Annotated in this window: 13 protein-coding genes, 1 tRNA gene and 1 pseudogene; 4 read left to right on the forward strand and 11 right to left on the reverse strand. The window is 67.4% G+C overall.

The annotated features are described in order from the left end of the window. Positions 1-70: 70 nt before the first annotated feature. The 4 genes from FJ386_02310 to FJ386_02325 all read right to left on the reverse strand — a co-directional run bounded on the left by FJ386_02310 (position 71) and on the right by FJ386_02325 (position 4,270). Positions 71-718, reverse strand: a complete 648-nt coding sequence (locus FJ386_02310; protein MBM3875537.1) for a hypothetical protein — start codon at positions 716-718, stop codon at positions 71-73. A 9-nt stretch (positions 719-727) separates the two neighbouring features. Then, on the reverse strand, positions 728-1,231 hold the full coding sequence (gene gspG, locus FJ386_02315) for a type II secretion system protein GspG (protein MBM3875538.1): 504 nt from the start codon (positions 1,229-1,231) through the stop codon (positions 728-730). 161 nt (positions 1,232-1,392) lie between these two features. Then, entirely contained in the window at positions 1,393-2,598 is a 1,206-nt protein-coding gene (locus FJ386_02320; GenBank protein MBM3875539.1) for a type II secretion system F family protein, read from the reverse strand. A 4-nt stretch (positions 2,599-2,602) separates the two neighbouring features. Next, complete coding sequence (locus FJ386_02325) at positions 2,603-4,270, reverse strand: type II/IV secretion system protein (GenBank protein MBM3875540.1); 1,668 nt, start codon at positions 4,268-4,270, stop codon at positions 2,603-2,605. A 122-nt stretch (positions 4,271-4,392) separates the two neighbouring features. Between FJ386_02325 and FJ386_02330 the strand changes: the two genes are divergently transcribed. The 3 genes from FJ386_02330 (at position 4,393) to miaA (ending at position 7,109) form a co-directional block, all read left to right on the forward strand. After that, positions 4,393-5,529 (forward strand): mandelate racemase/muconate lactonizing enzyme family protein, encoded by a 1,137-nt coding sequence (locus FJ386_02330; GenBank protein ID MBM3875541.1) that lies wholly within the window; start codon positions 4,393-4,395, stop codon positions 5,527-5,529. A gap of 75 nt (positions 5,530-5,604) precedes the next feature. Continuing rightward, positions 5,605-6,135, forward strand: a complete 531-nt coding sequence (gene lspA, locus FJ386_02335) for a signal peptidase II (GenBank protein ID MBM3875542.1) — start codon at positions 5,605-5,607, stop codon at positions 6,133-6,135. 32 nt (positions 6,136-6,167) lie between these two features. Further along, a complete protein-coding gene (gene miaA / locus FJ386_02340; protein ID MBM3875543.1) occupies positions 6,168-7,109 on the forward strand; it encodes a tRNA (adenosine(37)-N6)-dimethylallyltransferase MiaA in 942 nt (313 codons plus the stop codon). A 30-nt stretch (positions 7,110-7,139) separates the two neighbouring features. Here miaA and FJ386_02345 read toward each other — a convergent pair whose 3' ends face one another. The 6 genes and pseudogenes from FJ386_02345 to FJ386_02370 form a co-directional block, all read right to left on the reverse strand. Beyond that, entirely contained in the window at positions 7,140-9,170 is a 2,031-nt protein-coding gene (locus tag FJ386_02345) for a hypothetical protein (GenBank protein MBM3875544.1), read from the reverse strand. Between the two features lie 62 nt (positions 9,171-9,232). Further along, positions 9,233-13,816, reverse strand: coding sequence for a hypothetical protein (locus tag FJ386_02350; GenBank protein ID MBM3875545.1), 4,584 nt, complete (start codon positions 13,814-13,816; stop codon positions 9,233-9,235). Between the two features lie 413 nt (positions 13,817-14,229). Next, complete coding sequence (locus FJ386_02355; protein ID MBM3875546.1) at positions 14,230-16,869, reverse strand: azurin; 2,640 nt, start codon at positions 16,867-16,869, stop codon at positions 14,230-14,232. A 250-nt stretch (positions 16,870-17,119) separates the two neighbouring features. Then, positions 17,120-17,196 (reverse strand) — tRNA-Gly (locus FJ386_02360). Between the two features lie 115 nt (positions 17,197-17,311). Then, complete coding sequence (locus FJ386_02365; GenBank protein MBM3875547.1) at positions 17,312-21,799, reverse strand: hypothetical protein; 4,488 nt, start codon at positions 21,797-21,799, stop codon at positions 17,312-17,314. Between the two features lie 46 nt (positions 21,800-21,845). Beyond that, a pseudogene (locus FJ386_02370) lies at positions 21,846-22,028 on the reverse strand (hypothetical protein). Positions 22,029-22,945: 917 nt separating this feature from the next. Between FJ386_02370 and FJ386_02375 the strand changes: the two are divergent. Continuing rightward, a complete protein-coding gene (locus FJ386_02375) occupies positions 22,946-24,025 on the forward strand; it encodes a 3-deoxy-7-phosphoheptulonate synthase (GenBank protein MBM3875548.1) in 1,080 nt (359 codons plus the stop codon). A 142-nt stretch (positions 24,026-24,167) separates the two neighbouring features. Here the strand turns inward: FJ386_02375 and FJ386_02380 are convergent, their stop codons facing one another. Continuing rightward, positions 24,168-26,720, reverse strand: coding sequence for an insulinase family protein (locus tag FJ386_02380; GenBank protein ID MBM3875549.1), 2,553 nt, complete (start codon positions 26,718-26,720; stop codon positions 24,168-24,170). Between the last annotated feature and the right edge of the window lie 18 nt (positions 26,721-26,738).

Here is a 26,738-nt window from a genome sequence, read left to right on the forward strand (position 1 = left end):
GGGTGAGCATTCGCATCGGACCGCCGGTGATTCCCCTGGTCCGGCCGCCGAACGCCGACTACCGACCGGGCTACTCCGCCTTCGACTGGGCGGATTCGGCCTCAGTCAGCACCAGGCGCCGTGTGGCGCCGGTGATGCCGGTGAGCTTGAGCGAGACGCGACGCGAATCCTCCGTGTCGCGGGACGTGAGGATGATCTCGGCCGAGTCGCTGGAGCCGTCAGGATAAAATGTGATCTGTGCCGCAACCGGGCCGGGCGCGCTGTCGGATGACTCCTCTGGCGACGGCGCAGCGGGCGGGCCTGCCGCGGCAGGATTCGCAGCACCTTGAAGCTCGACGGTCACGACGTTGACGAGTTCGTTGACACTCTCGGAATCTTCGCGGGTCTGGCCGACTTCGACGAACGTGGATCCCGAGGTCGCGGTGTCGGACTGGACTTGCACCCTCACGTGCGTGCCCGAGGGCGAGCCGTCATCGGATGATTCCGGTGAAAAAACCACACGAACCACCTTGCCCGAGTTTGCCGCGTGGGCCCGCGCGAACCGGATCAGCGACTCCAGGCGCATCGCGCCTTCGTCGAGTTGCGCGCCGCGCTGGAGGCTGTTGAAGCAAAACACCACGGCGCCGGAGAGGCCGAGCACGAGCGCGGCGGCGAGGAGCAGTTCGAGGAGCGTCGCGCCCCGGTGTCCGCGTGTCGTGTGGTGTCGGGTGAAAACCATGCAGTCGGGCTATGGATTTGCGGAGGCCGCGCCTGCGGGCGACGCGCCGTGGACGATGTCGTCGTCGGTGTCGGGCTGGCCGTCGGGACCAACCGAGGAAAGTTTGTAGGGAAGTGCGGAGGCCTTGCCGTCACCGGCGGCGGCGTCCGCGAGTTGATAGCGGAGCTTGTTGCCCCACGGGTCGTCGAGCGTGGTGCCGGGCTTGAGATACGGACCCTGCCACTTTTCGCCCAGGCGCTCGTTCTCGAACGTGGGCTTGGTCGAGAGCGCCTCAAGCCCGCCCTCCTGCTCGCTCGGATAGTGGCCGATGTTGAGGCGATAGGTGTCGAGCGCCGTGGCGACCTGACTGAGGAGAATCTTGGTCGTGTTTTTCTCCGCGCCCTTCTGCTGCGGCAGGACGAAAACGACCACCGCGCCCGCGAGCAGCAGGATGATGACGATGACGAGAAGGATTTCGAGCAACGTGAATCCCGCGGCACGCGTCGCGCGCAAGTGAAGCGGACTGGTTTTCATGTTCGCGTTGATTTTGTCACACGGCCGGGCGCCGGATTCCGTGACACTTTTGGATAAGTGAGACGTGCAAACATTGGGCAGCTTCAAACATTTTCCAAGTCCTTATTCGGGATTTTTGCGTTGTCCGCGCCCGCATCTGGCGGTGGATACGAAGCCCGGCTTCAATTCCGGCCGAGCGAACTCGCGAGCGTGAAGATCGGCAGCAGCAGCCCAAGCGCGAGGAAACCGATCGCCGCGGCCACCACGCAGAGGATGAGCGGCTCGACCAGGCGGACGGCTTGATCCACCTGACGGTCGGTGCGCCGCTCGACGGTGTCGGCAATCTGGATGAGCACCTGGTCGAGTTTGTTGGACTCCTCCGCGACGGAAATCATCGCGACAATTTGCTCGGGAATCAGTCCGCCGGCCGCGAGCGGCGCGGAGAGGCTCTTGCCATCGCGGACGCTGTCCGCGGCGGCGGCGATTTGCGCGGCGAGCAGCGGCGAGCCGGTGGCGTCCTTGCTGATCTTGAGCGCGGTCAGCATCGGCACGCCGTTCGCGAGCATGGTGCCGAGGATGCGGCAGAAGCGCGTGACCGCGACCATGCGCAGCGCTGTGCCGACGACGGGCAGCCGCAGCCGCCACCGTTCGAGCCGCAGGCGGTTCGTCTCGTTTTGCATCGCGGACCACAGCGCGCCGCCCGCGCCCGCGAGCACGAGCGGCAGCACGAACCAGTAATGCCGGAGCACCTTGCTCGCGCCGAAGAGAATCTCGGTGGGCAGCGGCTTCTTCGCGCCGGCGAGCAGAGGCTCGAACCTGGGCACGAAGAACAGCAGCGCGCCGATCATCACTGCCGTGCCGAGCACCGTCAGCAGCGCGGGATAAATCAGCGCGCCGACCACGCGGCTGCGCAGTTCGTCGAGCCGCTCGATGAAGTGGGACAGGCTGCGCAGCACCTGCTCGAGGAATGCCGCGCGCTCGCCGGCCTGGACCATCGCGGTGTGCAGCAGCGGGAAGACTTCCGGAAACTGGCGCAGCGCGTCGGTGAACGTCTTGCCGTCCGCGACGGCCACGCGGACTTCCTTGAGCACGGCCTTGAGCTTGGGATTCACCGTGGATTTCACCATCGAGTCGAGCGCGCGGAGCATCGGCACGCCTGAACCGATGAGGTCGGCAAGCTGGCCATACATGATGCCGACATCGCGCGAGCGGACGCGCAGTCGCGCGCGGGTCGAGGCATCCGCCGCGCCCGCGGTGCCCGCGACGGTGACCGGAAACAACCGCTTCTCCTCAAGCAGCCGCAGCACCGCGCCCTCCGTCTCGGCCTCGAGAAAGCCCGTGACGCGTTCGCCGCCTTCGGTGACTGCCGTGTATTGGAACCTGGTCATCGCGTCACAGCGCCGTGCAGGTCAGCACTTCGTCCACGGTGGTTTCGCCGCGGCGGACTTTTTGCCAGCCGTCCTCGCGCAGAAGCCGCAGCCCGGATTCCCGCGCGCACGCCACGAGGCGCGGCGTGGTTTCGCGGACGAGGATGCGCGCGGCGATTTCCTCGTTCACCGTCATCAGCTCGAACAATCCCATGCGCCCGCGGAAGCCCGTCTTGCGGCAATGGTCGCAGCCCGCGCCGCGCAGGAGTTGTTCGCCCGCGCCGAGCATCAGGTCGCGCGGCAGCGTTGCGGCGTCCGGCGAATACGGCGCGCGGCACTTCGGGCATATCTTCCGCACCAGCCGCTGCGCCATCGAGCCGGTCAACGTGCTCGCGACGAGATATGGCTCCACTCCCATGTCTATGAGCCGCGTTGGGGCGGAGGCCGCGTCGTTCGTGTGCAGTGTCGAGAGCACGAGATGGCCCGTGAGGGAGGCCTGGATGGCCGCGCGGGCCGTCTCCACGTCGCGGATTTCCCCGATCATCACCACGTCCGGGTCATGGCGGAGGATCGCGCGCAGGCCAGCCTCGAAGGTCATCCCCACCGCGGCGTTCACGGGGATCTGGTTCACGCCGTGCAGGTGGTATTCCACCGGGTCCTCGATCGTGAGCACCTTGAGGCCGGGCCCGATGATTTCGTTGAGCGCGGCGTAAAGCGTCGTGGTCTTGCCGGAACCGGTCGGCCCCGTGACGAGCACGATGCCGTGCGGCCGGTCGATGAGCAGGCGGAAGCGCGCGTAAGTCTCGTCGTCCATGCCGAGTTGCTGCACGGTGAAGAGCACGTTGGCCTTGTCGAGCAGGCGCATGACCACGCCCTCGCCGAAGAGCATCGGGATGACGCTCACGCGCACGTCCACCTGCCGGCGGCCGACGTTGAACTTGATGCGGCCGTCCTGCGGGATGCGGCGCTCGGTGATGTTCAGGTTCGCCATGATCTTCACGCGGCTGATGATCGCGGCCTGGTAGCGGTGCATCTGCGGCGGCACGGACGCCTCCTGCAGCACGCCGTCAATGCGGTAGCGGATGGACAGCTCGTGCTCGTAGGGCTCGATGTGGATGTCGCTCGCCCGTTCGTTCACGGCCTCGAGGATGATCTCGTTGACGAGCTTGATGACGCTCGCCTCCTGCGCCATCTCGAGCAGGTCGTCGGTCGCGTCGCCGGTGACGGCGGCCTCGGGCAGGTCTCCGCCCGCGAGTTCGTCGAGCGTGTCGCCGCCGAGCCCGTAGTGGAGCTTGATGAGCTTCTCAATGTCGTCGCGCGGCGCGAGGACGGGCTGGATTTGCAGCCCGGTCATCATCCGCACCTCGTCGAGCGCGTGGAAATCGAACGCGTCGCTCGTTGCCACGCGGAGCAGGCCATCCTCGAGCGCGAGCGGGAGCAGGCGCTTCTTGAAGATGACCTTGAGCGGCAGCGCGGCGAGCGTCGCGGGCCCGATGGTGACATCCGCGAGGTCGGCCATCGGCAGGCGGAGCTGCTCGGCCATGACCTCGAGCAGTTGCCGTTCACTGAGCCAACCGAGTTGCGCGATGGCGCGGTCGAGCCGCAACCCCTGCGCCTGCTGCAGCGCCTGCGCCTCCGCGAGTCGCTCGGCGGAGAGCATGCCTTTGTCAAGCAGGAGACGGTCGAGAGTCATCGGTTCCAGGGCAACGCGCCATTCATGGGACGCTGCACTTCAACGCATCATCCACGCGGCGTCACGAAGAAACTCGGCCTTCCGCGGCGGGCATCCACGCGCTACCCTCCCGCCGGTCACGCATGAAGATCCGCGACATTCGCTGCGCCGGGCTCCGCGGCGCCACGCCCGAGGGAGGGTGGAGCAACGAGCTTCGGCCCGAGGACTGCGTCCACACACTGGTCGCGGTGCACACGGACGAAGGTTTGACCGGCCTCGGCTCGGTGTTCACGAATGACGCGCTCGTTCGCGCGGCGATCGCGGTGGTTGAACCGCTGTGGCGCGGCGAGAACGCGCTCGAACCCGAGCGCGTGAGCGAAACGCTCCACCAAAACACCTTCTGGCTCGGGCGCGGCGGGTCCATCACACACGCGATCAGCGGCATCGACATCGCGTTATGGGACTTGCTCGGCAAGGCCACCGGGCAGCCCGTCGGGCGGTTGCTCGGCGGGCGGCATCGCGAGCGGGTCAAGCCCTACGCCTCCGTGCTCATGGATGAGCCGGAGAAGCTCCGCGACCACTTGCTCGAAGTGAAGGCGCGGGGATTCCGCGCCTTCAAGATTGGATGGGGCCCCTTCGGTCGCCGCGGGAGTTTTGCTTCCGATGAGGCGATCGTGCGCGCCGCGCGCGATGCGGTCAGCGCGGACTCACTTCTCATGGTGGACGCCGGCGCAAGCGACGCCTGGTGGCCCAACGGCTACAAGTGGGCGCTGCGGACTTGCATGATGCTCCGGGACTACGACGTGCACTGGTTCGAAGAGGCGCTGCTGCCCGACGCGATCGAGGACCACGCGACACTTCGCGAGCATTCCCCCGTGCCGATCGCGGGCGGCGAGGTGCTCACGCGGCGGCAGTCCTTTCAACCGTGGCTTGAACGGCGCGCGCTCGACATCGTGCAGCCGGATGTCACAAAAGTCGGCGGCATCAGCGAGGAGCGGCGCATCGCGTGGATGGCGCAGGAGCACGGCGTTCGATTCATCCCGCACGGTTGGAACACGGCGGTCGGGCTTGCGGCGGACCTCCAGCTCGCCTCCGCGTTTCCCGGCACGGACCTCGTGGAATATCTCACCGGCTCGCCGTTCATCGACGAGATTGCCGCGGGTGGCTGGACACTCGACGCGTCCGGGATGCTTCCGATTCCCGACGCGCCCGGGCTCGGGCTCGCGCTCGACCCCGACGCCGTGAGGCGCTACACGCGCGGCGAGAAACTCCTCGATTGATGGTGCGACCGCGCGCCCCACTCATTCCGTGATTGTCCTTCGCCGCGCCGACCGCTAAACCACCGCACCGTCACGATGACACTCACCCCTGACCGCCGGATGGCGCTCGTCGCCACAGTCGTGATCGCGGCCGACCAGTTGACGAAGCTGGCCGTGCTGCGCTACCTCGGCTACGCGGAGCAACGCGAAGTCATCGAGGGGTTCTTCCGCTTCGTCCACTGGGGCAACACCGGCGCGGCGTGGAGCCTTTTTCACGGCAACAACGAGCTGCTCGCCATCGTTTCGCTCGTCGCGCTGCTGGCGCTGTTCCTGTTTCGCCATCACTTCGAGACGCGCACGTCGCTCGGGCAGGTCGCCCTCGGACTCATGTTCGGTGGCATCGTGGGAAACCTCGCGGACCGGCTCATGGAATCGCGCCGGCACGTCGTGGACTTCATCTACTTCTACGTCGAGCGGCGCGGGGGCGGCGAGGTCGGCTTCCCCGCGTTCAATGTCGCGGATAGCGCCATCTGCATCGGCGTCGGGCTGCTTTTCCTCCTCTCGTGCAAGGCGGAGCCGGCGGCGCCGGCTAAATCCCCGGCACCCGCAGACACGGCGAAGTCCTGAGCCAATCACCCGCGCGGCACCACGGGCGCCGGATGCCATCCTCCATCCCCCATCCTTCATCGTCGCCGATTCTGATCGCCGGCCCCACGGCGTCGGGCAAGAGCGCCGTCGCGCTCGAGATCGCGCAGCGCGTCGGCGGCGAAATCATCTCCGTGGACTCCATGCAGGTCTATCGCGGGCTCGACCTCGGCACGGCCAAGCCCACGCCGGCCGAGCGGGCGCGGGTCCCGCATCACCTCGTGGATGTCGTGGACCTGGCGGACTCCTTCGACGCCGCGACCTTCCTCCGGCTTGCGGGCGAAGCCGCAACTCAAATCACCTCGCGGGGCCGGGTGCCGGTCTTCTGCGGCGGGACCGGGCTGTATTTCAAGGCGTGGATCGAAGGGCTTGCGGGCGCACCCGCGCCCGATCCGGCGCTCCGCGCGGAGCTCGAGGTGACCCCACGCGAGGAACTCCTGCGCGAACTGGAGCAGCGCGACCCCGCGGCGTTCGCGCGAATCGACCGGAAGAATCCGCGCCGTGTCGTGCGCGCGGTGGAAGTCGTCCGGCTGACAGGCAGGCCCGTCGCGATCGGTCGCGGGCGCGGGCCGCATTGGTCCCATCCGTCCCCGATACCCGTGCTTTGCCTGCGGCGCGCGGCGCCGGACCTTCGCGCCCGGATTCACGCGCGGGTGGACTCGATGTTTGCGCGCGGTCTCGTGGCTGAAACCGAGTCGCTGCTCGCGAAGGGTCTCGCGCAGAACCGGACCGCGATGCAGGCGCTCGGCTACCGGCAAGTGGTCGAGCATCTGCACGGCGCCGCAGACCTCGCGGCGACCGTCGCGATGGTGAAAACGCGGACGTGGCAATTCGCGCGGCGGCAGATGAGCTGGTTCCGGAATCAGCTCGACGTCGAGTGGCTCGAAGTCGGCGAGGCGGAGCCGGCGGAATCGGTGGCCGGGCGCGTGCTCGCCGCGGCGGGTCCCGCCGGCTGACCCGCGAGCGTCGGCGCCGCCGCCGCCGCGTCACCGCCGCGCCGGCTTGAGTTCCCACTTCTCGTTGAAGAAATCCGCGGCGGCGATGGCGCCGGGCCAGCGGGAGTTCGGCGGCGTGCGCAAGTCCACCACGGCCCAGTCCGGAAGCTTGGGCACCTGCCGCGCGTTGTTGAGGTAATCGTATTCGCGGAATGTGAAGCCGCTGTTGAGCACGACGTAACGATTCGGGTTGAGCGGGTTCGGGTGGATGAGCACGGGCGCGTGGTGTGCGGCGTCGAAGACTTGCGCGCCCGCGTGCACGCCGGCGGCGGTCCACTGGATCGGGAGCTTGTCCGCAATGCGCGCGAGGAGCCGGTTGCTCTGTGGGTCGCCCCACAGCACGAGGTTGTGCTGTGCGATGTCGTCGTCCGTGATTGCAGAATCGTGCTTCACGCGCGCGTCGCCGCGATACTGTCTCCGCCAATGGTCGATCGCATGCTCGCTCTCGCGCTGGGTCCACCGGCCGACGGTCTCGTTCATCGGCGAACCGCTGGGCAGCACCATGAGGAAGCTGTCGAGGAACGCGTCGTCCACCGGGCCTTGAAGGCCGTGGCGCTTTGCAAGGGCGGATGGCGGATTGCGGACTGCGGAATCGCGGCGTTGTTCCCACTTCCTTCCGTTCTTCACGAAGCTTGCCTGCCAAGAACGGTCGCTCTCGGGCGCGGGCGCGGCGAGTTTGGCGCCGTCGAGCGTCACGGTGACCTTTTTGTTCAAGGCGAACGGAAACCTGCCCGGCGGAATCGTGAGCGTGAGCGCGGTGACGCCCTTCGTGACGGCTTTGAATCCGTCGTGCTCGATGTCGGCGTCCACGCGCGCGCGTTCCCAGTGTTCCTCCATGCCGTCGATCGTGACCCAATGCGACTGGTTGTAGCGGAGCGTCCACGTGGTGAACTTCACCTGCCACGGCAGCGGGTCGCGGCCCTTGGCGGCGATGGCGTCGATGCGGCGGTTGATTTCCGTCTTGGCGGCGGGGTGATAGCTGTGGGCCGTCTTCGGGCCGATGATGTGGGTGAGCTTGATGCCCTCGGCGGCGAGCGCCTTCTCCATGATGTCGGCGGCCTGCTTTTGCAGGTCGATCTCGCCGCTGTAGGCCACGACCGGGAGGTTGAAGAAGTTGGCCGCGTAGTCCGTGCAGTCATACATGTGCCAGAGTTTCTTCTCGAACCACGCGGGCTGGAGCGTCTCGTTCTGGAACACCTTCAAGAAGTCCGGCGTCTCGCTGAAGCCCGCGCCGGGCGCCGCCGCGCAGAAGAATCCCGGGAAGTGCGCCGCAAACTGCCAGCATCCGGCGCCGCCCATCGAGAAGCCGCGGACCACGATGCGGTCGTCGTCCACGGGATAATACTTCCGCGCGTGGCCGAGGGCCTCGAAGAGATCCACTTCGCCGGCGAGTTTGTTCGCGCAGCAGTAGCGGCCGTAAAGGTGCAGCACGTAGGCGTTGGGCGGGACGAACTGGCCGGGATTCTTCTGCACGCCGTCCATGAACGCGAGTTCGCTCAGTGTCTCGCCGCGACCGTGAATCCAAAAGTCCATCCGCAGCGGCGCGCCACCCGGCACGAAGCCCGGCGGCACGACCATCCCGTAAGGTTGCACGGAGCCGTCGATCCTGGACTGGTAGCCGCGCGCCACAAGGCCGGTCTGCGCGAGCCACGGCGCCTTGCCGTCGCGCAGGGCCGCGGCGCGCTCGCCGCCCTGCTTGAGGAAGTTGCGCGCCGTGTTGACCTGGTTCGAGTTGTAGAACTCGTCGAAACGCAGCGCCCAGTCGACGGCCTTGTGGTAGATCTGCACGTCGGGCAGCAGGTCGAGCAGGGCGGGCCTGGACTTGAGGGTGACGCGGAGCGCCTCGATGTCCTTCGCGAGCGCAGCGGCACCGGCGGTGAGTTCGGCTCGCGCGGCGTCGGGAATCTTGATGCCCGGCGGCGGCACGGGGCGGACCTTGTCGGCGAGGTTGTCCGCGGGGCCGTCCGCGAGCAGCACGGCGGCGACGGCGAGCGGGAGCGAAAGGAGGAGCGGGCGTTTCATGCGCCCGCTTTCATAGAGGAATGCGACGAAGCTCCAAGTCCAAATTTCAGCGGCGCGGACGGCTACTTGTTCGAGGTGACGGCGGGCGTCTCGCGTTTCACGACAAATCGTTCCTCGCGAAGGATCCTGCCCCACTGGTCCACGCCGCGGACGACGAGCGTGTTCTCGCCGGCGGCGAGCGCGACGTTCGAGAGCCGCCACCGGGTCTCGGCGGGCCATTCGAGCCGGGCCTTGGGTTGCCCGTCCACGATGACCTTGAAGATGCCGTAGGGCGCGATGCCTTCGAGCGTGATGGTGTCCGAGGCCGTGGCCATCGGCTGCCCGTTGTTGGAAGTGACCTTGAAGTTGACCTTGTAGTTGTCGCCCATGCGTTGCAGGGCGAACTGCTCGCGCAGGTCAAAGAACCGGCGGTAGGCGGCCATGTCGATGGTGTAGGCCGAGCTGGAGTCCTCCTCCGCGCGCATCCACGCCTCGATGCGCGGCGAGTTCTTCGTGTAGTTCTCGAGAATCTCGACGAGGTAGTAGTGGAACAGGCGCCGGATGTAGGGCTTGTCGAGCAGGTTGTTCACGTTGCCGCCCCAGAAGCCCTCCTGCGACTTGGGGTCGAAGCCTCCAAACGCAAAGTCCGCGTCCCACAGCAGGCACATCCAGCGGCCGTCGGTGGACTTGCGGTAGAAGAAGCAGTTGTGCGCCGTGCCCATGCTGAACGTGTCGCTGTCCTTCGAGTAGCCGCGGACGGCCCAGTTCTTGAGCGTGAGTTCGAGGTCGAAGATGCGGTTGATCTCCTCCTCCGTGAACCTGTTCTGTCCGACCGTGCGGAGCATGTGCAGGAGGTTGTTGAAGTTGTCCTCCTCCTCGCCGGTGCGCTTGTTCCAGATGATGCGGTAGTTGTTGGGGTCGTCGCCGAAATTGGTGTTCAGCGCCGCGGTGCGCTGCGGGCCGCCCGTGTTGTCGTCCTTGTAGTAAAACATGTAGGTCGTGCGATAGAGCTCGCCCTGCGCGCCGTCCTTGAAGATGCGGTTCAGGAAATCGTTGTTGAACACCTCGGAGTCTTCCCGGAACTCGAAGTTGCCGTTGTTGATGACGTGCCGGACAAACTCGACCTGCGCGACGGGATGACCGAGCAGGTAGAGCATGTAGTTCGCAAGCCGTGTGTTGGGGTTGTTCGAGTCCCACGTGAGCTTCATGCGCCCTCGAAACGTGTGGTCGATCGGAAGTTTGAACTTCGCGCGGTTGAGCGAGACGTCGCGGGTGAAGGAACTCCCGGCCGGATGCACGCGCGCGTTGTAAAAGATGTCGCGCTCGTTGCTGACGAACGTGGCATTGAGGTAGCGGTTCGAGAGCCGCGGGAACCGGAACAGGTGCTTGTTCGTGTTGCCCTGCGAAAGCCGGTCGAGGTCCGCCGGGGAAATCACGAAGCGCTGCACCCGCAGGTCGCGCGGCACCGGACGGCTGTCCACCAGGAACATCGCAGGCATCTCGGCGCCCTTCCGCGGGAGGACCGTCGCATCACCATGCGCGACGGCACGGACGTAGAACTGCACGATCTGCCCCTCGCCCCTGTATTCGGGGAGAAGCGCCGTGTAAATGCCGTCACCGGCGGCTTCGTCCCCGTTCGAGCCGTCATCGGTCATGACTTTCGACTGCCATGGCGCGGTGTCGTCGAGCACGGCCGGCCGGTGCGCGAGCGTGACCGCGCCCTTGGGAAGCGGAAGCACGGAACGGACTTGCGCGGTCACCTTGACCGTCTCGTTCGTGCGCGGGATGGCGGGATAGTGCGTGAGTTCGTCGAGTTGCGCCGCGGGCGTGGGCAGGATGCGTGAGTTCGGCTTGCCCGGCGTGCCGAGTTGGGACGGCACCTCGATCAGGAAGTTCTTCGCCACGCTCCAATCCCATGTGTGCGCGATGAGGTGCGGGCGCCCGGCGACCCACTTGGCCTCGAACCGAATCTCATAAGGCTCGCCCTTGGTCAGCCCCGGCGCGTCGATCTCCACGCGGTTGACGCGATTGTCGCCGCGGCCCTCGGAGATGATGTGGAGCTGGCCGTTGTTGGTCATGAAGCTCGCCCAGTGGTTGCCCTGCCACAGCCAGCCGGTGGCGCTCGATCCGTTGGTCGAGAACCGGTTCGCGTTCGTCAGCACATTCGGGGGCTGGCCGTTCTTGAGGAGCTGCACGTTCTGCACCACCACGTGGCCCGCGGCGGCGAGGTAGAGATGGAGCTCGCGAAAGTCCGCCGGGTCGCCCATCGGGTTGAGTTCCTGAAACGTCGCGCGGTGCGTGTAGGTCTTGAACTGCGCCTTCTGCGCCTCGTTGCTGGGCGCCCATGCGGACGAGAGCGAGTTGTCCATGAGCGGATTGCGCAGCTCGAGGCTGCTGCCGCCGCCGCGCGCGAGCTCCGGCCACTCGCCGCCGGCCTTGTAATCCACCTCGTCGGCGAGATTTCCCGCGGCGTCCTCGAGCCGGAGCAGGTCGCCATCGTTCGAGAGCTTGCCCTCGAAGTCGCCGATGACGTTGATCGGCCCGTGCACGGCGCGCATGAACGCGGCGTCCGCGGCCACGACCAGGAACTCGCCGGGCCGCAGCCGCTGGCGCTCGGGAAACTTGTAGTTGATGCCGCCGTGCAGCGACCAGCCCGAGAGGCTGACCGTGGATTTGCCACGGTTGAACAGTTCCACGAACTCGCCCTTCCCCTGCGTCGAGGGCGGCTTGAACATGATCTCGTTGATGACGATGTCGGTGTGGCGCGCGGGATTGTTGGTCGCGCCCTTTGTGGGCTTCTCGCCGACATACCACTCGCGCCCGCCGTCGGGCATCACCTGCCAGTTCCCGCCGTGCTTGGAGACGACGAACACGCGCGCATCGAGCACCACGCCCTCGCGGTCGTGCACGAACACGGTGACCTCTTCCTGCTTCACCGCGAACGGCGCGTCGAACGCCCGCGCGCCGTTCGGCGGCACCTCGCCCTTCAAGGCCACTTTGTCCGAAAAGTCCGGCTTCGAGGACATGAACAGCCCCGTGAGCGGGAAGTTTGTGCGGCCCGGGTTGAACAGCTCGATCCAGTCCACCTTGCGCGGGCCGTCGAACTGGATCTCGTTCAACCGCAGCCGCCGCGCGAGACCGGTCTGGCTCACGTTCGGCGCGGCGGGCGTGGGCTCCATGAACTGAAACCACGCCGGGCTGCCCGCCGGCTTGCGGCCCACCGAGCGGCCCTCGGGAATGAACTCGCGCACCGCGTTCACCACGGTCTTGCCGTCGGGCGCCGTGAGGTAAACGGTCACGGGCGGACCGGGCACGAGTCCCGCCGCCGCGAAGTCCACCGTTGCAAACGCCTTCGGCCGCACAATGAGGTCGCCCGGGATCTGGTGGCGGGTGAGGTGCGTCGCGAGGCTCGAGAGATAGTGGCCGCGCAGGTTGATGGGCACGTTGCCGTCGTTGTAAAACTCGACGAAGCCCTTTCCCGACGTGCCGGGGTGGACTTCGTTGATCGTCACCGCGCTTTGCGCGAGCTGCGTCGTGTTTGGCAGCACCATGCGCATGCCGAAGCACAGGTCCGGGCTGTTGGCGGCCTGGTTGTGCACCTCCACCGCGAGCACGTTCGTGCCGCGCACGATGCGGCTGCCGGGGATGGTGATCACGGACTTCTCCTCCGCCGGATCGGTCACGGCGCGGTTCGCGGCGGTCGTGGGCAGGATGTTCCCGCCGGGCAATCCCACCCGCCCGACCTCCTGCCCGTTCAAATAATACACCGCGCCGTCGTCAACAATCTGGTCGATGACGAAATTCAGCCGCGCCGGGTCGTTGGTGAAGACAAACTTGCGCCGGAAGTAGTAGGTGGTGAGCCCGAACTGCACCCGCGTGCGGATGCCGGGCGGCGGCACCTTGCCCGACTGGCTGAAGCCGAACATGCCCACGCCCTGCGGCCACGCGGCGTCGTTGAAGTTCGTCGTGCGCCACTGCGCGTCCACGGCGCGGTTCACGGCCCAATAACGCCACGCGTCCTCATAATCCATCAGCACCGTGCCCGACTGCTGCGAGACGATCTCCGGATTGGCGACCGGGACTTCCGTGGAGCCGAACGGGTCCGCTCCCGGCGCGATGTTCGGGCGGTTGCTGACGGTCCAGTTGCGCCAGTCGTCGATGTCGGTGTCGGAGTTGCGAAGCACCAGGCAGTGGCCGGTGCCATTGGCGGCCGTGTGCCAGTTGCCGCGGTCCGAATACTTCACCGAGCACTGCGACAGGCCGTTCTTGTCGCGCAGCGTAATCTTGCCGCCGATCTTGCCGAGCCGGCCGACCCACGGTCCGAAGATGCGCACGTGCGCGGGAACCTTGTAAGCCGCGCGCACCGCCGCCGGGTCCGCGCTCGACACCACCACTCGCTCGAAGGGCTTGAGGAACGAGGCGAGCCCGTTGGTGCGGTTGAACGCCGGAAACTCGAACTCCACCTGCCCGGTGAGCCGCCAGTTCGAGATGTCAATCGGCGTCGCCGTGATGTTCGCCAGCTCCACGTATTCCGGCAGGTCGCGCGCCGGGAAATACATGATCTTCGTGAGCACCACCTGCTCCGCCGGCGCGCGCGCGGCCAGCATCGCGACCGCGAGCGCCGCAAGCGTCCGTGTCCAATTGAGAGATGGGGCGAAGCGACGCATCGCGGACGGTTTGTGCGGGTTCCGGCACTCGATCAACGCCGAGACACTATGCCGAAAACCCCGGCGAGTCGAAGCCGATTTTGGACCCCGCAGTCGCGGGATGAACCGCCGCACCAACCGGATCCAACAGCTCACCTCCGGCGGCCCCGTCACCGACACCTACCAATACGACGGCACGGACCAGGTAACCAACGTTGGCGGCAGAGGGTGGCTGAGTAGACACTTGGGCGCGGGCTAGAGCCCGCTTCGGCTTGACGGACACCGGGGAGGGGTGATGCGGCATCCTTGCCGTGTTCCACGGGCTGACCGCGTCTAAACGGTTCGCCGATGCCACACGTCGCATCAATTTCAAGCCCGCGCCCGCATGCGCCGGTCAGGCGCGCTTCGAACAGCCATTCCGCCTTGGCGCGGACTTATTTGAACTTCTCCAACTGCTTCAAGGTCTCGTCGAGGCAGTATTTGATGTAGTAGTCGGGCTTGGAGGGGTCGGCTTCCTTTTCGAGCGCGCCGAGGGCGACTTCGGCGGCCTTGCTGGTCTTGAAGAAGCTGCACGCACGGATGGCCTCGAGGCGGACGCGCGGGTGGGCGTCGGCGGCTTGCGCGGCGAGGAGCGTGAGCGGGTCGGTCACGCGGTCGCGCCAGTAGCAGAGCACGCGCGTGGCGGCGGCGCGGGCGCGGGGGTCGGTCGAGCGCAGCATGCGCTTGAGGAGCGGCTCGTTCACCACGTTGTGCCATTGGTGGACCCACAGCGCCTCCATCATGTGGTGCTCGTATTCTTTGTCGGACTTGTCGAGGGCGTCGGCCCACTTGCGGACGGCGGCGACGACCTTCGCCGTGTCGTGTTTGCTGAGTTCGATCTTGGCGCGGGTGCGCACGTCGTCCTCGGGGGTCTTCAGCGCGTTGAGCAGCGCCTCGACGGGCTGGCCGTCGATTTTGACGACGGGCAGGAGCGGCCGGCCCTCGGCGGTGATGCGGTAGATGCGGCCGTGGGTCTTGTCGCGGTGGGGGTCGCGGATGTGGTGCTGCATGTGGCCGATGAGTTCCTTGGCCCAGTCGCAGAAGTAGAGCGAGCCATCGGGCGCGACGGCGGCGCAGATGGGGCGGAAGTTGGGGATCATGGCGTTGTCACCTTGGAGGAGGTGTTCGAGGGATTCGCCCTTGATGCCCGCGCCGTCCTCGGAAAACTTCGCGCGGTAGATTCCCTGGAAGCCGATGACGTTGATGTTGAGGAAATTTCCCTGGAACTCGTCGGGGAAATGCCGCGACGAGAGGATGGCCGTGCCGGGGCACGGTCGCGAGGGGTTGTTCCAGAACTTCTTCAGGTTTCCGTGCTTCGCGGGGAAATCGATGTGGCCGCTGAACGCGGGGCCGAAGTAGTTGGCGTTGCCAGTGGCGTCGGTGATGAAGTCGTTGCCCCAATAGTCGAAGACGCGGCCGTGCGGGTTGGCGAAGCCGTAGGGGACGTAGCGCTCGAATTTGTGGGTGAACGGCTCGTAGCGGAAAATCGCGCCGTCGGTGTTGCGCACGGGGCCGTCGAGCGTCTCGACCTGGGTGCGGTGGAAGACGCCGTCGCTCAGGAACGTGTCGCCGCCGGGGCCGTAGCACATGGAGTTGGCGGTGTGATGCGAGTCGGCGGAGTCTATGCCCATGAGCACGCGCTCCTTCCAGTCGGCCTTGCCGTCGCCGTTCGTGTCGCGCACGAACCACAGGTCGGGTGCCTGCATGGCGAGGACGCCGTCCTTGTGGAACTGAAAACCCGTCGGGCAATTCAAGCCGTCCAGGTAGGTGCTGACTTTCGAGGCCTTGCCGTCGGCGCCGAGTTCGAACACGAGCAGCTTGTCCTTCACGCGATCGGTGGGGCGAAGTTCGGGATAGCTCGGCCATGCCGCGACCCAGAGGCGGCCCCGGGTGTCGAACGCCATCTGCACCGGGCTCACGAGGTCGGGGAAGCGCACCTCGTCGGCGACGAGGGTGATCTTGAGGCCCTTGGCCACGGTGATGTGCTTGATGGTGTCCTCGCCGCTGAGGAAGGGCTTGATGTCGGGCTTGTTCGACGCGGGCAGCATGCGCACGGGCGGGAGGTTTGAATCGTCCACTTTGATGTCGAGGCCCTTCGCCACGGCCCACACGCGGCGGTCGCGGTTCTCGGTCTTCAAGTCGCGCTGCTTCATCTCGTCCTGCATGGTCTGGTAGTTCGAGATGTAGGGCGCCTCGGGATTGCGCTCGTTTTGCTTGAAGCCCGCCTTGCCCGGCGTGAAGGCGAGCGCGGAACGGCCGCCATACACATTGAAGCCGTCCACGGTGCGGTAGCGCGCGTGCCACTCGGCGTTCTTGTCGAGGATGGCGTCGCGAAGCTTGTCGAGCCGGCCGGTCGGCGGCGATTGTCCGAACAGCGCGCGAAAGATGTCGGGAGCGATGGCCTTGTCGCCGGCCTCGGTGAGGTGAGCGGTGTTGAAGGTCAGCGACTGCCTCGCCTTCGCGGCGCGCGCGTAGGCCGCCTGCGAGATCGTGAAGAGGTTCACCATCGGCACGTGGTTGGCCTTGGCGACCTCGTCCATGGCCGCGGTGTATTGTTGCAGCACCGCATTGCGCGCGGCGGGGTCGGGGAGGTTCGGGTCGGGGTGCTTTTCCAGCGCGAGCGGGGAGAACAGCACGAGCCGGGCGGCGCCTTGGCCGCCGTAGTTCTTCGCCTTGGTCTCCTTCACGAACACGTCGAGCTCGGCTTTGAATTTTGCGAGCCCGGCCTCGCCGGCGAACGATTCGTTGAAGCCGAAAAACGCGAAGACGACGTCGGCCTTGACCAGCCTGAGCCAGTCGTCGTTGGAGCCGAAGTTGTCGGAGCGGTTGCGCAGCACCTTGTTGCCCCGGGCGACCTTCGCGGCGGCGGCCTCGGACGCGACCTTGCTGACGGGCGTGGCGGACTTGTCGTCCTTGGGGACGGCCTCGAGGAAGCCGCCAACCTCGTCGCCGGACGCCGCGAGATTGCGGAACACGAGGTCGTGCTTCGGGAACTTCGCGGCGATGAGCGTCTCGAGCCAGCCGTGGTGCTGCATGCGGTCGGCCGTGGCGTTGCCGATGAGCGCGATGCGGTCGGCGGGCTTGAGTTCGATCAAGGGCGCGGGGGTCGCGGCGCGCAGCGTGCCGGTGACGGCGAGCAACGCGACAAGCAGGAGGCGATGGGCATTCATGATGGTGGATTTTCCGACGGGCGGCTTGTTGGACGCGGAACGGGCGGCGATATTGAAGCGACTTCGCCGCGATGCCAATGGAGATTTTCAGCAGCGGGATGGGCCCGAGGAAAGTTGGAGCGAGCGAAGGGATTTGAACCCTCGACATTCACGTTGGCAACGTGACGCTCTACCAGGCTGAGCTACGCTCGCATCCGTCGAAGCGCGGGTGAAGTTAGGCAAATGCCCTGTGGATGCAAGCCTCGATTTCGAGCGCAACGCCGCGTCCACGCGGGATCGCGGCGCGTCGCTTGAAAGCGCCGCCGCCTCATCGCGCCGCCACGCGCCCGGTGATTTCCTTCGCGTCGGTGCGCAGCACTTCGAGCCCGCTCAACAGCGGCTGGCGCGCCGGGTCGGCTTCGGACCTGGGCGCGACGAGTTCGAGCACGAGGTCGGTCGTCACGGGGATGTTCGGGAACGCCACCATGAAGGCCCGCTGCGCGCCGCCGGCCTTCGCGACAAGGTCGAAGTCCTTCGCCACGGTCTTGTCCTGGAGCTTGATGTCGCAAACACGCTGCCCGGGCTGGTCGCCCTCGAGCGCCGCGAAGTAGAGCCGCACGGTGTAGGTGGCGGCGGGCTGGTCTTTGGCGATGAGCGGCACCTCGGCGCGTGTGAGCCCGCGCGCGCCCGAGGCAAAGACCCACGGCGCGCCGGTGTTCGCGATCTTCACGGCGTTGTCATTGAGCGCGTAGAAGGCGCCGTCCTTCGCGAACTTCGGCTTCAAGTTCAGCGGCAGGTCAATGCCCGCGCGTGACGAGGGGCGCGGGTAGCCGAGCCAGAGCTTGCCGTGGGCGTCGCGGCGGTCGCCGGGCGCGCCGAGGTTCAGCGCCATGTGCTGCACCGGGAGCGTCGCGCCGCTCGCGCTGTAAACGCCCCATTGCGAGCGGTCGCCGCGCGGTTCAAAGACGATGGTCGCCGCGATGGAGAAGAGGCACACGCAGCCTGCGCTGGCCTCGGGCACCATCACGAGGCCGTTGGCGGGGATGGTGTTGATCCAGCAGCCGAGGCGGTGGCCGGCGAAATGCTCGGTGCCCTCGTCCTTGTCGCGGTTGTAGAAGGCGGTGAACTTGGAGCGGAAAAACATCATGTTGGGCGTCGCCGAGATGGCGCCGCAGTGGTGGCCGGGGCGCGCGAACATCCACGGCGTCTGCTCGCCGGTGAGCGGGTGCGTGCGCATCTTGGGCGCGCCGGTGTAGAGGTCGTAGGCCCACGGCTCGGCGACGATTTCGTTCTCGATGACGACGGGGCGGTGCCGGTAGTTCGCGTCCTTGGCCCAGAGTTTCTCGCCGTTGTTCGCATCGAGCACGACGAGGCGGCGGCGCTTGAACTCGCCGGCGAGGAACTGTGTCCAGTAGTGCCCGTTGGCGTTTGCGCCGCCGAGCACGAGGTGGTTGTTGTGGTAAATCATCGAGAGGCTGCCGCCGCCGATGCCGATCTCGCTCGCGTCGGTCACATCCACGGGTTTGGCCCAAAGCGGCCTGCCCGTGCGCGCCTCGAGGGCGACAGCCATGCGCACGTCGGCTTTCTTCAGGCGCTCCTCGGCGAGCTTCTGCGCCGCGCCGGTGAGCTTCGCGAGCGCGGTCTTGTCCTGCTGCAGGAACTCCTCGCGCTGCTCCGGCGTGAGCGAGCTGTCCACGAAGAAAATCTTCCCGTCGCCGACCGCCATCGAGACGTGCGAGACGCTCGTGCCCGAGTGCGTCCACAGGAGCCTGCCCGTCGCGGTGTCGTGGGCGAAGACCTTGTCGGTCGCAGCCGAGCCGGTGATGCCGCGGCGCTTGCGTTCGGCGGCGAGTTCGGCGCGGTCCGTCACGGTGCCGAAGAGCACGCCGTCTTTCCACGCGATGTAGCTCCACTGGCGGTTCGTGTTGCCGTCCGCGCCGGGAATCGTGTAGGTGCGGAGAATCTTTCCCGTCGCCGCGTCGTAATGCAGACAACTCGACTCGACGACCATGAAGAGGCTGTCGTCGGTCGCCGCCATGTTGCCGGGTTCGTAAGCGCGCTTGAGCCCGGCGCGCACCGCGCCGGGGTTCTGCGTCTCCCACAGGAACTGCCCGTTGTAGGCGTCGTAAGCCATCACGCTCTCGTCGCCTTGGATGAAGAGCCGGCCGTTGACGGAAACCGGCCCGACCGCGCCGGCGTGGCGGTTGACCATCTTGCCGGGGCCGGGGTCGCCATACCACAGCACGCTCAGGCCGCCCTTGATGCGTTCGTCGTCGTTGCTCGAGGTGTTCGCGGCATTTCCATATTGGTGCGACCACGCGCCCGCGCCGGGCAGCGCCGCGCGCACGAGCCGCGTCCAGTTGCCCTGCGTCTCGGTCACGGCCTTTTCGTCGGCGAGCTTCGTCGCGGCGAGCCACGCGGGGATGGATTGCTTTGCCTGTGCCTTCACCGCCTCGGGCGCGTTGTCGGGCACGCCGAGGACGAGCGCGCCGCCGACGGGCTTGAGGTTGCGCGCGACCTCGGTGGGAATTCCCGGCACTTCGCCCGTGAGCAGCAGGCTGTCTGAGACGATGAGGTTCGCGAAGTAGCTCGCGTAGGGAATCATCGAGAGGTCGAGGCGGTCCACGGTGATGCGCGAGCCGTAGAGGCCGGTCTTGAGCAACGCCGCGCGCGACGCCTGCACCTTGCGCTCGTCGGGCTCGACGGCGTAGATGACCAGATCGCTGCGCCTGGCGAGTTCAAGCGCGAGCCGGCCCTGCTCGTTGCCGAGCACGAGGCAGAAGCCCCGCCGGACGGCTGTCTGCTTCAAGATGGCCTCGGCCGCGGCGGCGTAAGTCGCGGTGTGCGCGTCCTTCGCGAACGGGTCGGCCCCGGGCTTGAACGGCTGCGCCCGCTCCGGCGGGCTTGTTGTGACTTGCGGCGGCAGCTTGAGACTCGCGTCGCCGAACGAATACACTTTGCCCGCCGTGGTGCTGACCACAAGGTGCGCGCCGGACACCGCGAGCCCGCGCGCATCGCCTTCGACCCTGGCCTTCCACAGTTCGCGGCCCGACTCCGCATCGAGCGCGACGACTTCGTTGGTGCCGCCGGCGACAAGCGTGCCGCCGGCGAGGATGAGCGCCGACTCGTGCGGCGACGGGAAGCGCCATTTGACGCCGACGCCCGCCGCGCGCGCGACTTCCGCGCTCATCGTCGCGGAGCGTTCCTTCCTGGCCTGATAGTCGGCGCGCTTCGCCTCGTAACGCGCCGCGGCCGTGGCGAGTGACGTCTCCTGCTTCTGCGCGGCGGAGACGGCTGTCTTATGCGCGGCGGAGTTCGACTTGCCCGCGGCTTCGAGGCGCTTTACTTCGTCCTGCGCGGACTTCAAATCAGCCTGCGCCTTTTCGACGACCTTCAGCTCGGCGATGGCGGCGTTGGTGCGCAGTTCCTTCGTGAGCTTCGCGGCGGCGAGCTCGAGCTTGTGCCGCTCGCGCGTGGCCCCGGCGTGGCGGACGCGGTCCACGGCGGTGATTTCCTTGCCGTTTGCCATGTAGCCCATGTCGCCGGCGAGCGTCATCTGCCGGCCCTGAAACCAGGCGAAGCCCGACTTCCCCTTCGCCTGGTCGAGCGCGAGGATCTGATGTTCGCCGACGGCGTAAATCTGGTCGTCCACCAACAAGGCCTGCGAGCCGCCGATCTGTCCGTCCGCCCGCCAGCCGGGCGAGGGCTTGTTGATGAACTCGCCGTTCGCGCGCTTGAACGCCGCCGCGAGCGACCGGCCCGACGGCACGAAGAGCGTGTCCTTCGTCGCGAGCAGGTAGCCTTGCGGCGAAAGGTCGTTGCGGCCGGCGTCTTCCTGGCTGATCGCGTCGTTTTTCCAGATGACCTTCCCCGTCGCAGCCTGCACGGCGTAAAGATAGACATTCTCGTGCGGAAAAACTCCCGCGCCGAAGTAGGCGATGCCGTCGTCCACAAGCACGCCCGTGCGCACGGGCCAGCGCGAGATCATCCGGCCGCGCGCGAGGATGCGCTCGTCGTTCGGGCCGGCGCGAAGTTTCCAGAGGACCTTGCCGGTCGCGGCTTCGAGGCAATACACGTGGCCATCATCCGAGCCGAAGAACACGCGCCCGTCCGCGACCATCGGCGCGAGGCGGATCGGGCCGTCCGTGAAAAACACCCATTCTTCGCGGCCCGTGGCGACGTTGCGGCAGATCATCCGGCCATCCACCGACGAGCCGAAGAACACGCGCCCGCCGGCGATGGCAACGTGGAACGCGTCGTCGAAACGGACGCGGTTCCGAAGCTCGAGTCCCTCGAAGAGCTTGCCGTCCTCGCCCGCCCACGCCATCTGCGGCGCGGTGGGCGAGGTGAACGCCCAGCGCAACGTCAGCGGCGCGGCGAGCGGTTCGGCCGTGTAGCCCACGCGCGAGCCGTCGTGCAGATACGTGGGCCAGTCGGCCCGCGCGAAGGCGGCGGCGAGGCAGAGCGCGGCGGGCAGCAGCGCGCGGGGGCGGATCGTGGTCATGGCAGTTTTGGACGGCGGCTTGAACCGATGGGTTCGATGGATTACAACCCGCGTTGTCCCAGCCAAAGCGTGAATCGGCAAACAAATACTGAGACCGCTGCAAAACGTGCAGCGTCGGGGCGGCGCCTCGGCGGAACCTGTCAGATTCCTCGAACAGTCCGGCCACAGGCCGGACACGACGCCGGCGCCAGATGGGCATTGCAGGGGGCTCATACTGTCCGCGGCCCGGTGGCGGGGCTCGCGATGGCACTGATCCTCGTGCTGCCCGCGGCCGCCTGCTCCGTGCCCGTGTTCCGCTACGCGCTCGAGCATTGGAAGGCCGACGCGTATCAAGCCATCGTCTTCCACCGCGGCGCGCTCACCGCGGCGCACGCCCGCCTCGCACGCAGCCTCGGCAAGGACGGACTCGCCGGCGAACTCCACGCCAATCTCTCCGTGCAGACCGTGGACCTCGACGGCGACGTGACGCCCGGCCTGCTCTCGCTTTCGCGCGAAGCCACGGCGCTTCCGTGGCTTGTCGTGCGCGCCCCGCTCGCGAACCGCGTCCCGGCCACGGTGCATTCCGGCCCGCTCGACGCCGACACGCTCAAGCCGCTGCTCGAATCTCCCGCGCGCCGCGAGATCACCCGCCGCCTCGCCGACGGCCAGAGCGCCGTGTGGCTGCTGCTTGAAAGCGGCGACCGCGACAAGGACGCCGCGGCCGCGGGGCTGATCGAATCCCGCCTCGCGTTTCTCGGCTCGAACCTCCACCTCCCCAAGCTCGAAGCGCAGGACATCGCCAACGGCCTCGTGTCCCTCCCCGCGGACGGCTTGCGGCTGGAGTTTTCGCTGCTGCGCCTCTCGCGCACCGACCCCGCCGAGCGCGTGTTCGTCCAGTCGCTTCTCGGCACCGAGCACGACCTCGCCGCGGTGCGCGAGCCGGTCGTGTTTCCCGTGTTCGGTCGCGGGCGCGCGCTCTATGCGCTCGTCGGCGCGGGCATCCGGCGCGAGACGGTTGACCAGGCCGCGCAGTTTCTCATCGGCAAATGCTCGTGCCAGGTGAAGGACCAGAATCCCGGCGCCGACCTGCTCTTCGCGGCGAACTGGGACCGGCTCATCAAGTCGCAGACCAACGCGCTGCCCGACCTGCCATCACTCGCCGAACTTGCAAAGTCAGCGCCCGTCACCGTGACGATTTCAGCGGACACCATCTTGACGGGCAACGAGGCGACCGCCGCCCACAGCCAGCCGGCACCGACCACGTGGCTTGTGGTTGGCGCGCTCGTGACACTGGCATTCGCATTCGCCGCCTTCTTCAGGGGAAGGACCTGAACCGGTTCCACCGGCGGTGCGTCGCCGCACCGCACGCCGCCCGAGAGGATGCCCGCCCGCGGGCAAATCCAGTTTCACACTGCCTGCCGCGCGCCGCCGGCGCGCTTGCTTCCTGTTGTTGCGCTTCGCTAAGCTGCGCGGACGATGTTGCTGCCGACGACCAACCTGAACATCGAGAGCATCGTGCGGCTGCCCGCGCCCGCGGTGGTGCGCGACCTGTTCCCGATGTCCGAAGCCGCCAATCACATCGTTGTGGAGGGTCGTGACCGTGTGAAGCGCATCCTCGCCCGCGAGGACCCGCGGCTGCTCGTCGTGGTCGGCCCGTGCTCCGTGCATGACACCGCGGCCACGCTGGACTACGCGCGCCGCCTGCTCCGGCTCAAGCGCGACGTCGAGCGCGAGCTGTTCGTGCTCATGCGCGTCTACTTCGAGAAGCCCCGCACCACCATCGGATGGAAGGGGCTCATCAACGACCCGCACCTTGACGGCTCGTGCGACGTGACCACCGGCCTCAAACGCACGCGCCAGCTTCTGCGCGAGATCAACGAACTCGGCATGCCCGCCGCCACCGAGTTCCTCGACCCGGTCGTGCCGCAATACATCGCCGACTTCGTCGCGTGGGCCGCGGTCGGCGCCCGCACCACCGAGAGCCAGACGCATCGCGAAATGGCGAGCGGCCTTTCGATGCCCGTCGGTTTCAAAAACAGCACCGACGGCTCGCTGCAAATCGCGATGGACGCGATGCTCTCCGCCCGGCACCCGCACAGCTTCCTCGGCGTGGACAACGACGGCTGCACCGCCATCGTCAACTCGCGCGGCAATCCGTGGGGCCACGTCGTCCTTCGAGGCGGCCGCGGCCATACGAACTTCCACGAGGAAGCCATCCGCGACGCCGCGGCCAAGCTCCAGGCCGCGGGACTTCCCGCCGCGCTGATGGTGGATTGCAGCCACGCGAACTCCGGCAAGAAGCACGAGCGCCAGGAAGTCGTGTGGCAAAGCCTCATCGAGCAGAAGTTGAAGGGCAGCCCCGCGCTCATCGGTGCGATGGTCGAAAGCTTCATCCACGAGGGCAGCCAGCCCTTCCCGCGGCCCGCGCGCGAGCTGAAGTATGGCGTCTCCATCACCGACCCCTGCATCAGTTGGGAGACGACCGAGCGCCTGCTGCTCGGCGGCGCCGAGGCGCTGGCGAAGGCGCGGCGCGACCAACCCGAACCGGCGGTGGCTTGATTCGCCGGTTCCTTCGCCACCCTCGTTCTCGAACCGGTGGCTCCGGTCGCGCTGCGGTGGGTTTCCGAGCCGCCCCACGTTTCCGAATGTCGAGCCGCCGAGGTTGACTGAGGCGACGAGGCGAGGTGTCGAAGCCGGCAGGTCAGTGGGTTGAAGTCTGCCCCGGCTCGACAATCGCGATGACTCGCTTTGCCGGATCGAAGAACTTCTGCGCGACCGCCCGTGTCTGCTCGACCGTCACGGCTTCCGTCTGCGCGTCCTCCGTCTCCCAGTTGCGGAAGCCCAGCCCGTAAAGCTCGTCGAGCGCGGCGGCGGTCGCCTGCGCGCCGCAATCCTGCCGTGACAGCGCGCGCTGGCCGATGGTCTTGGCTTTCGCGCGATTGAGTTCGTCGGCGGTCAGGCCGCCGTCGCGGAGTTGTCCGATTTCCTTGAGCAGTTCCTCCTCGACGCGCGCGAGGTGCTCGGGCGCGGTGCCGGCGTAGAACGCAAACGTGCCGGGCGCAAGCCCGAGCTGGTTTTGCGCGCCGACGTAGTAGGCGAGGCCGAGTTGCTCGCGGATGCGCAGGAACAGCCGCGAGCCGAGGTCGCTGCACGCCTCCTGCACCAGTTCGAGCGCGAAGCGGTCCGGGTCGCTCACGGTCGCGCCCGGAAAGCCCGCGACGAACACGGCCTGTTTCTTGTCGCGCGTCTCCACGGTGCGGCCGGGGCCGGACAATCCAGCGGAGGAAGTCTGCGGATGGAACCGCGCCTCGCCGCGCAGCCAGCTTGCGAACGTCTTCTCGGCCGCGATGCAAACCTCCGCGGGGTCGGCATCGCCGTAGATGGCGAGCACGGTGTTGTCGGGTGTGACGAGTTTCGCGTGGTGGGCGCGGAGGGCGTCGCGCTGGACGGCGGCGACGCTCGCCTCGGTGCCGAGCGGGTCGAGCCCGTAGCCGGCGTCGCCGTGCAGGCCGCGGCGCAGCGCGCGGAAGGCGGATTGCAGCATGTGGTCGCGCTGGTCGCGGATGCCCGCGAGCTGCACGTCGCGCTCGCGCTCGATGGCCGCGTCGGGAAGCGACGGCCGCAACAGGACGTCGGCGAGCAGGTCGAGCCCGAGCGCGAAGTCCTCGCGCAGCACCTGCACCTGCACGCCGCAGGTGTTGAGGCTGCTCCACGTGTCGAGGCTGCCGCCGACGGATTCGACCTCGCGCGCGATGCGCTCGGCGCTGCGCGACGTGGTCCCCTTGGGCAGGAGCCGCGAGAGCAGTTGCGACACGCCGTTGGTCTGGACCGACTCGGCGAGCACGCCGCCCTTGAAGGCGAGGCGGAACTCGACGAACGGCAGGCGGCGGTCCTCCTTCGCCAGCAGTCGGAGGCCGCTGGAGAATTCCATGCGCTGCGCGGGTTTTGCGGCCGCGGGCTGGACGAGGACGCTCGTGCGCGGCGCGGCGCCCTTGGGCAGAAGCGCGTAAAGCGTGTGCGACTCCGGCGTGAGATACCGGCGCGCGACGCGCTGGAGGTCGGACGGTGTGAGGCAGCGGACGGCGGCGAGGTGGCGGGCGGTGAAGTTGAGGTCGTGCGCGCCGAGCCAGTTTGAGCCGAGGTCCTGCGCCTGGCCCTGCACGGTCTTGCGCGTGGCGAAGTTGCCCGCGGTGAACTGCTTCACGGCCTTCGTGAGTTCCTCGGGCGGGACGGGTTCCTGCCGCATGCGGTCGAGCTCGGCCATGATGGCGTCGCGCGCGCGCTCGAACTTGTCGCCATCCACCATCGCGCTCATCCCGAAGAGGCCGGGCATGCCGGGATTGTGCGTCCACGCATCGACGTGATGGACGACGCCGGCTTTCTCGCGCACTTGCTGATAGAGGCGCGAGCTCTGGCCGTAGCCGAGCAGCGTGGCGAGCACGTCGAGCGCCGGGACGTCCGCGTGCCGCGCCTCCGGGATGTGCCACGAGCAATGCACGTGGCCGAGCGCGATGGGCGCTTCCTCGATGACTTCGCGCGGCGCGGCCTGCGGCGGTTCGTTCGCGATGGCGAGCGGCGGCAGCGCGCGGGCCTTGGTCTTCGCAAAGCCCTGCCGGAGAAGTTCGAGCGCCTCGTCCGCGCGAATGTCGCCAGCGACGACGAAGAACACATTGTTCGGCGCGTAACGCTCGTGATAGTAGCCGGTGATGTCGTCGCGTTTGAGTTCGTTGAAGATGTCCGGGTAGCCGATGACGGTGAACCGGCACGGGCTCACGAGATACGCCGTCTCGAAAAGCCGCCGCCCCGCGCGCCGCCCGGGGTCGTCCTGATTCATGTCCATCTCGCGGCGGATGACATCCTGCTCCTTGGCGAGCTCGTCCGCGGGCAGCGTGGCGTGCTGCATGATGTCGGCGAGGATGTCCAGGGCGATGCGCGCGCCCGCCGCGGGCGCCTCGATGTGATACACGGTCCGGTCGAAGCTCGTGTAGGCGTTCATGTAGCCGCCGGCTTCCTGCACCTCCTGGTCAATGCGGCCGGAGCCCCGCGTGGTGGTGCCCTTGAAAAGCATGTGCTCGAGCACGTGCGAGAGTCCCGCGCCGAGCCACCGGCCCTCGTGGATGCTGCCGGTCATGCACCACGCCTGCGCGCTGACGACCGGCGCCGCGCGGTCCTCGCGGATGATCACGGTGAGGCCGTTGTCGAGGCGCGAAAAGTGGACGCCGGCCGGCAGGGCGGGAATGGACTCGGGCTTCATGTTCGGAGCGGGTGGAAC

This window comes from Verrucomicrobiota bacterium (assembly GCA_016871675.1).
GTDB lineage: Bacteria > Verrucomicrobiota > Verrucomicrobiia > Limisphaerales > VHCN01 > VHCN01.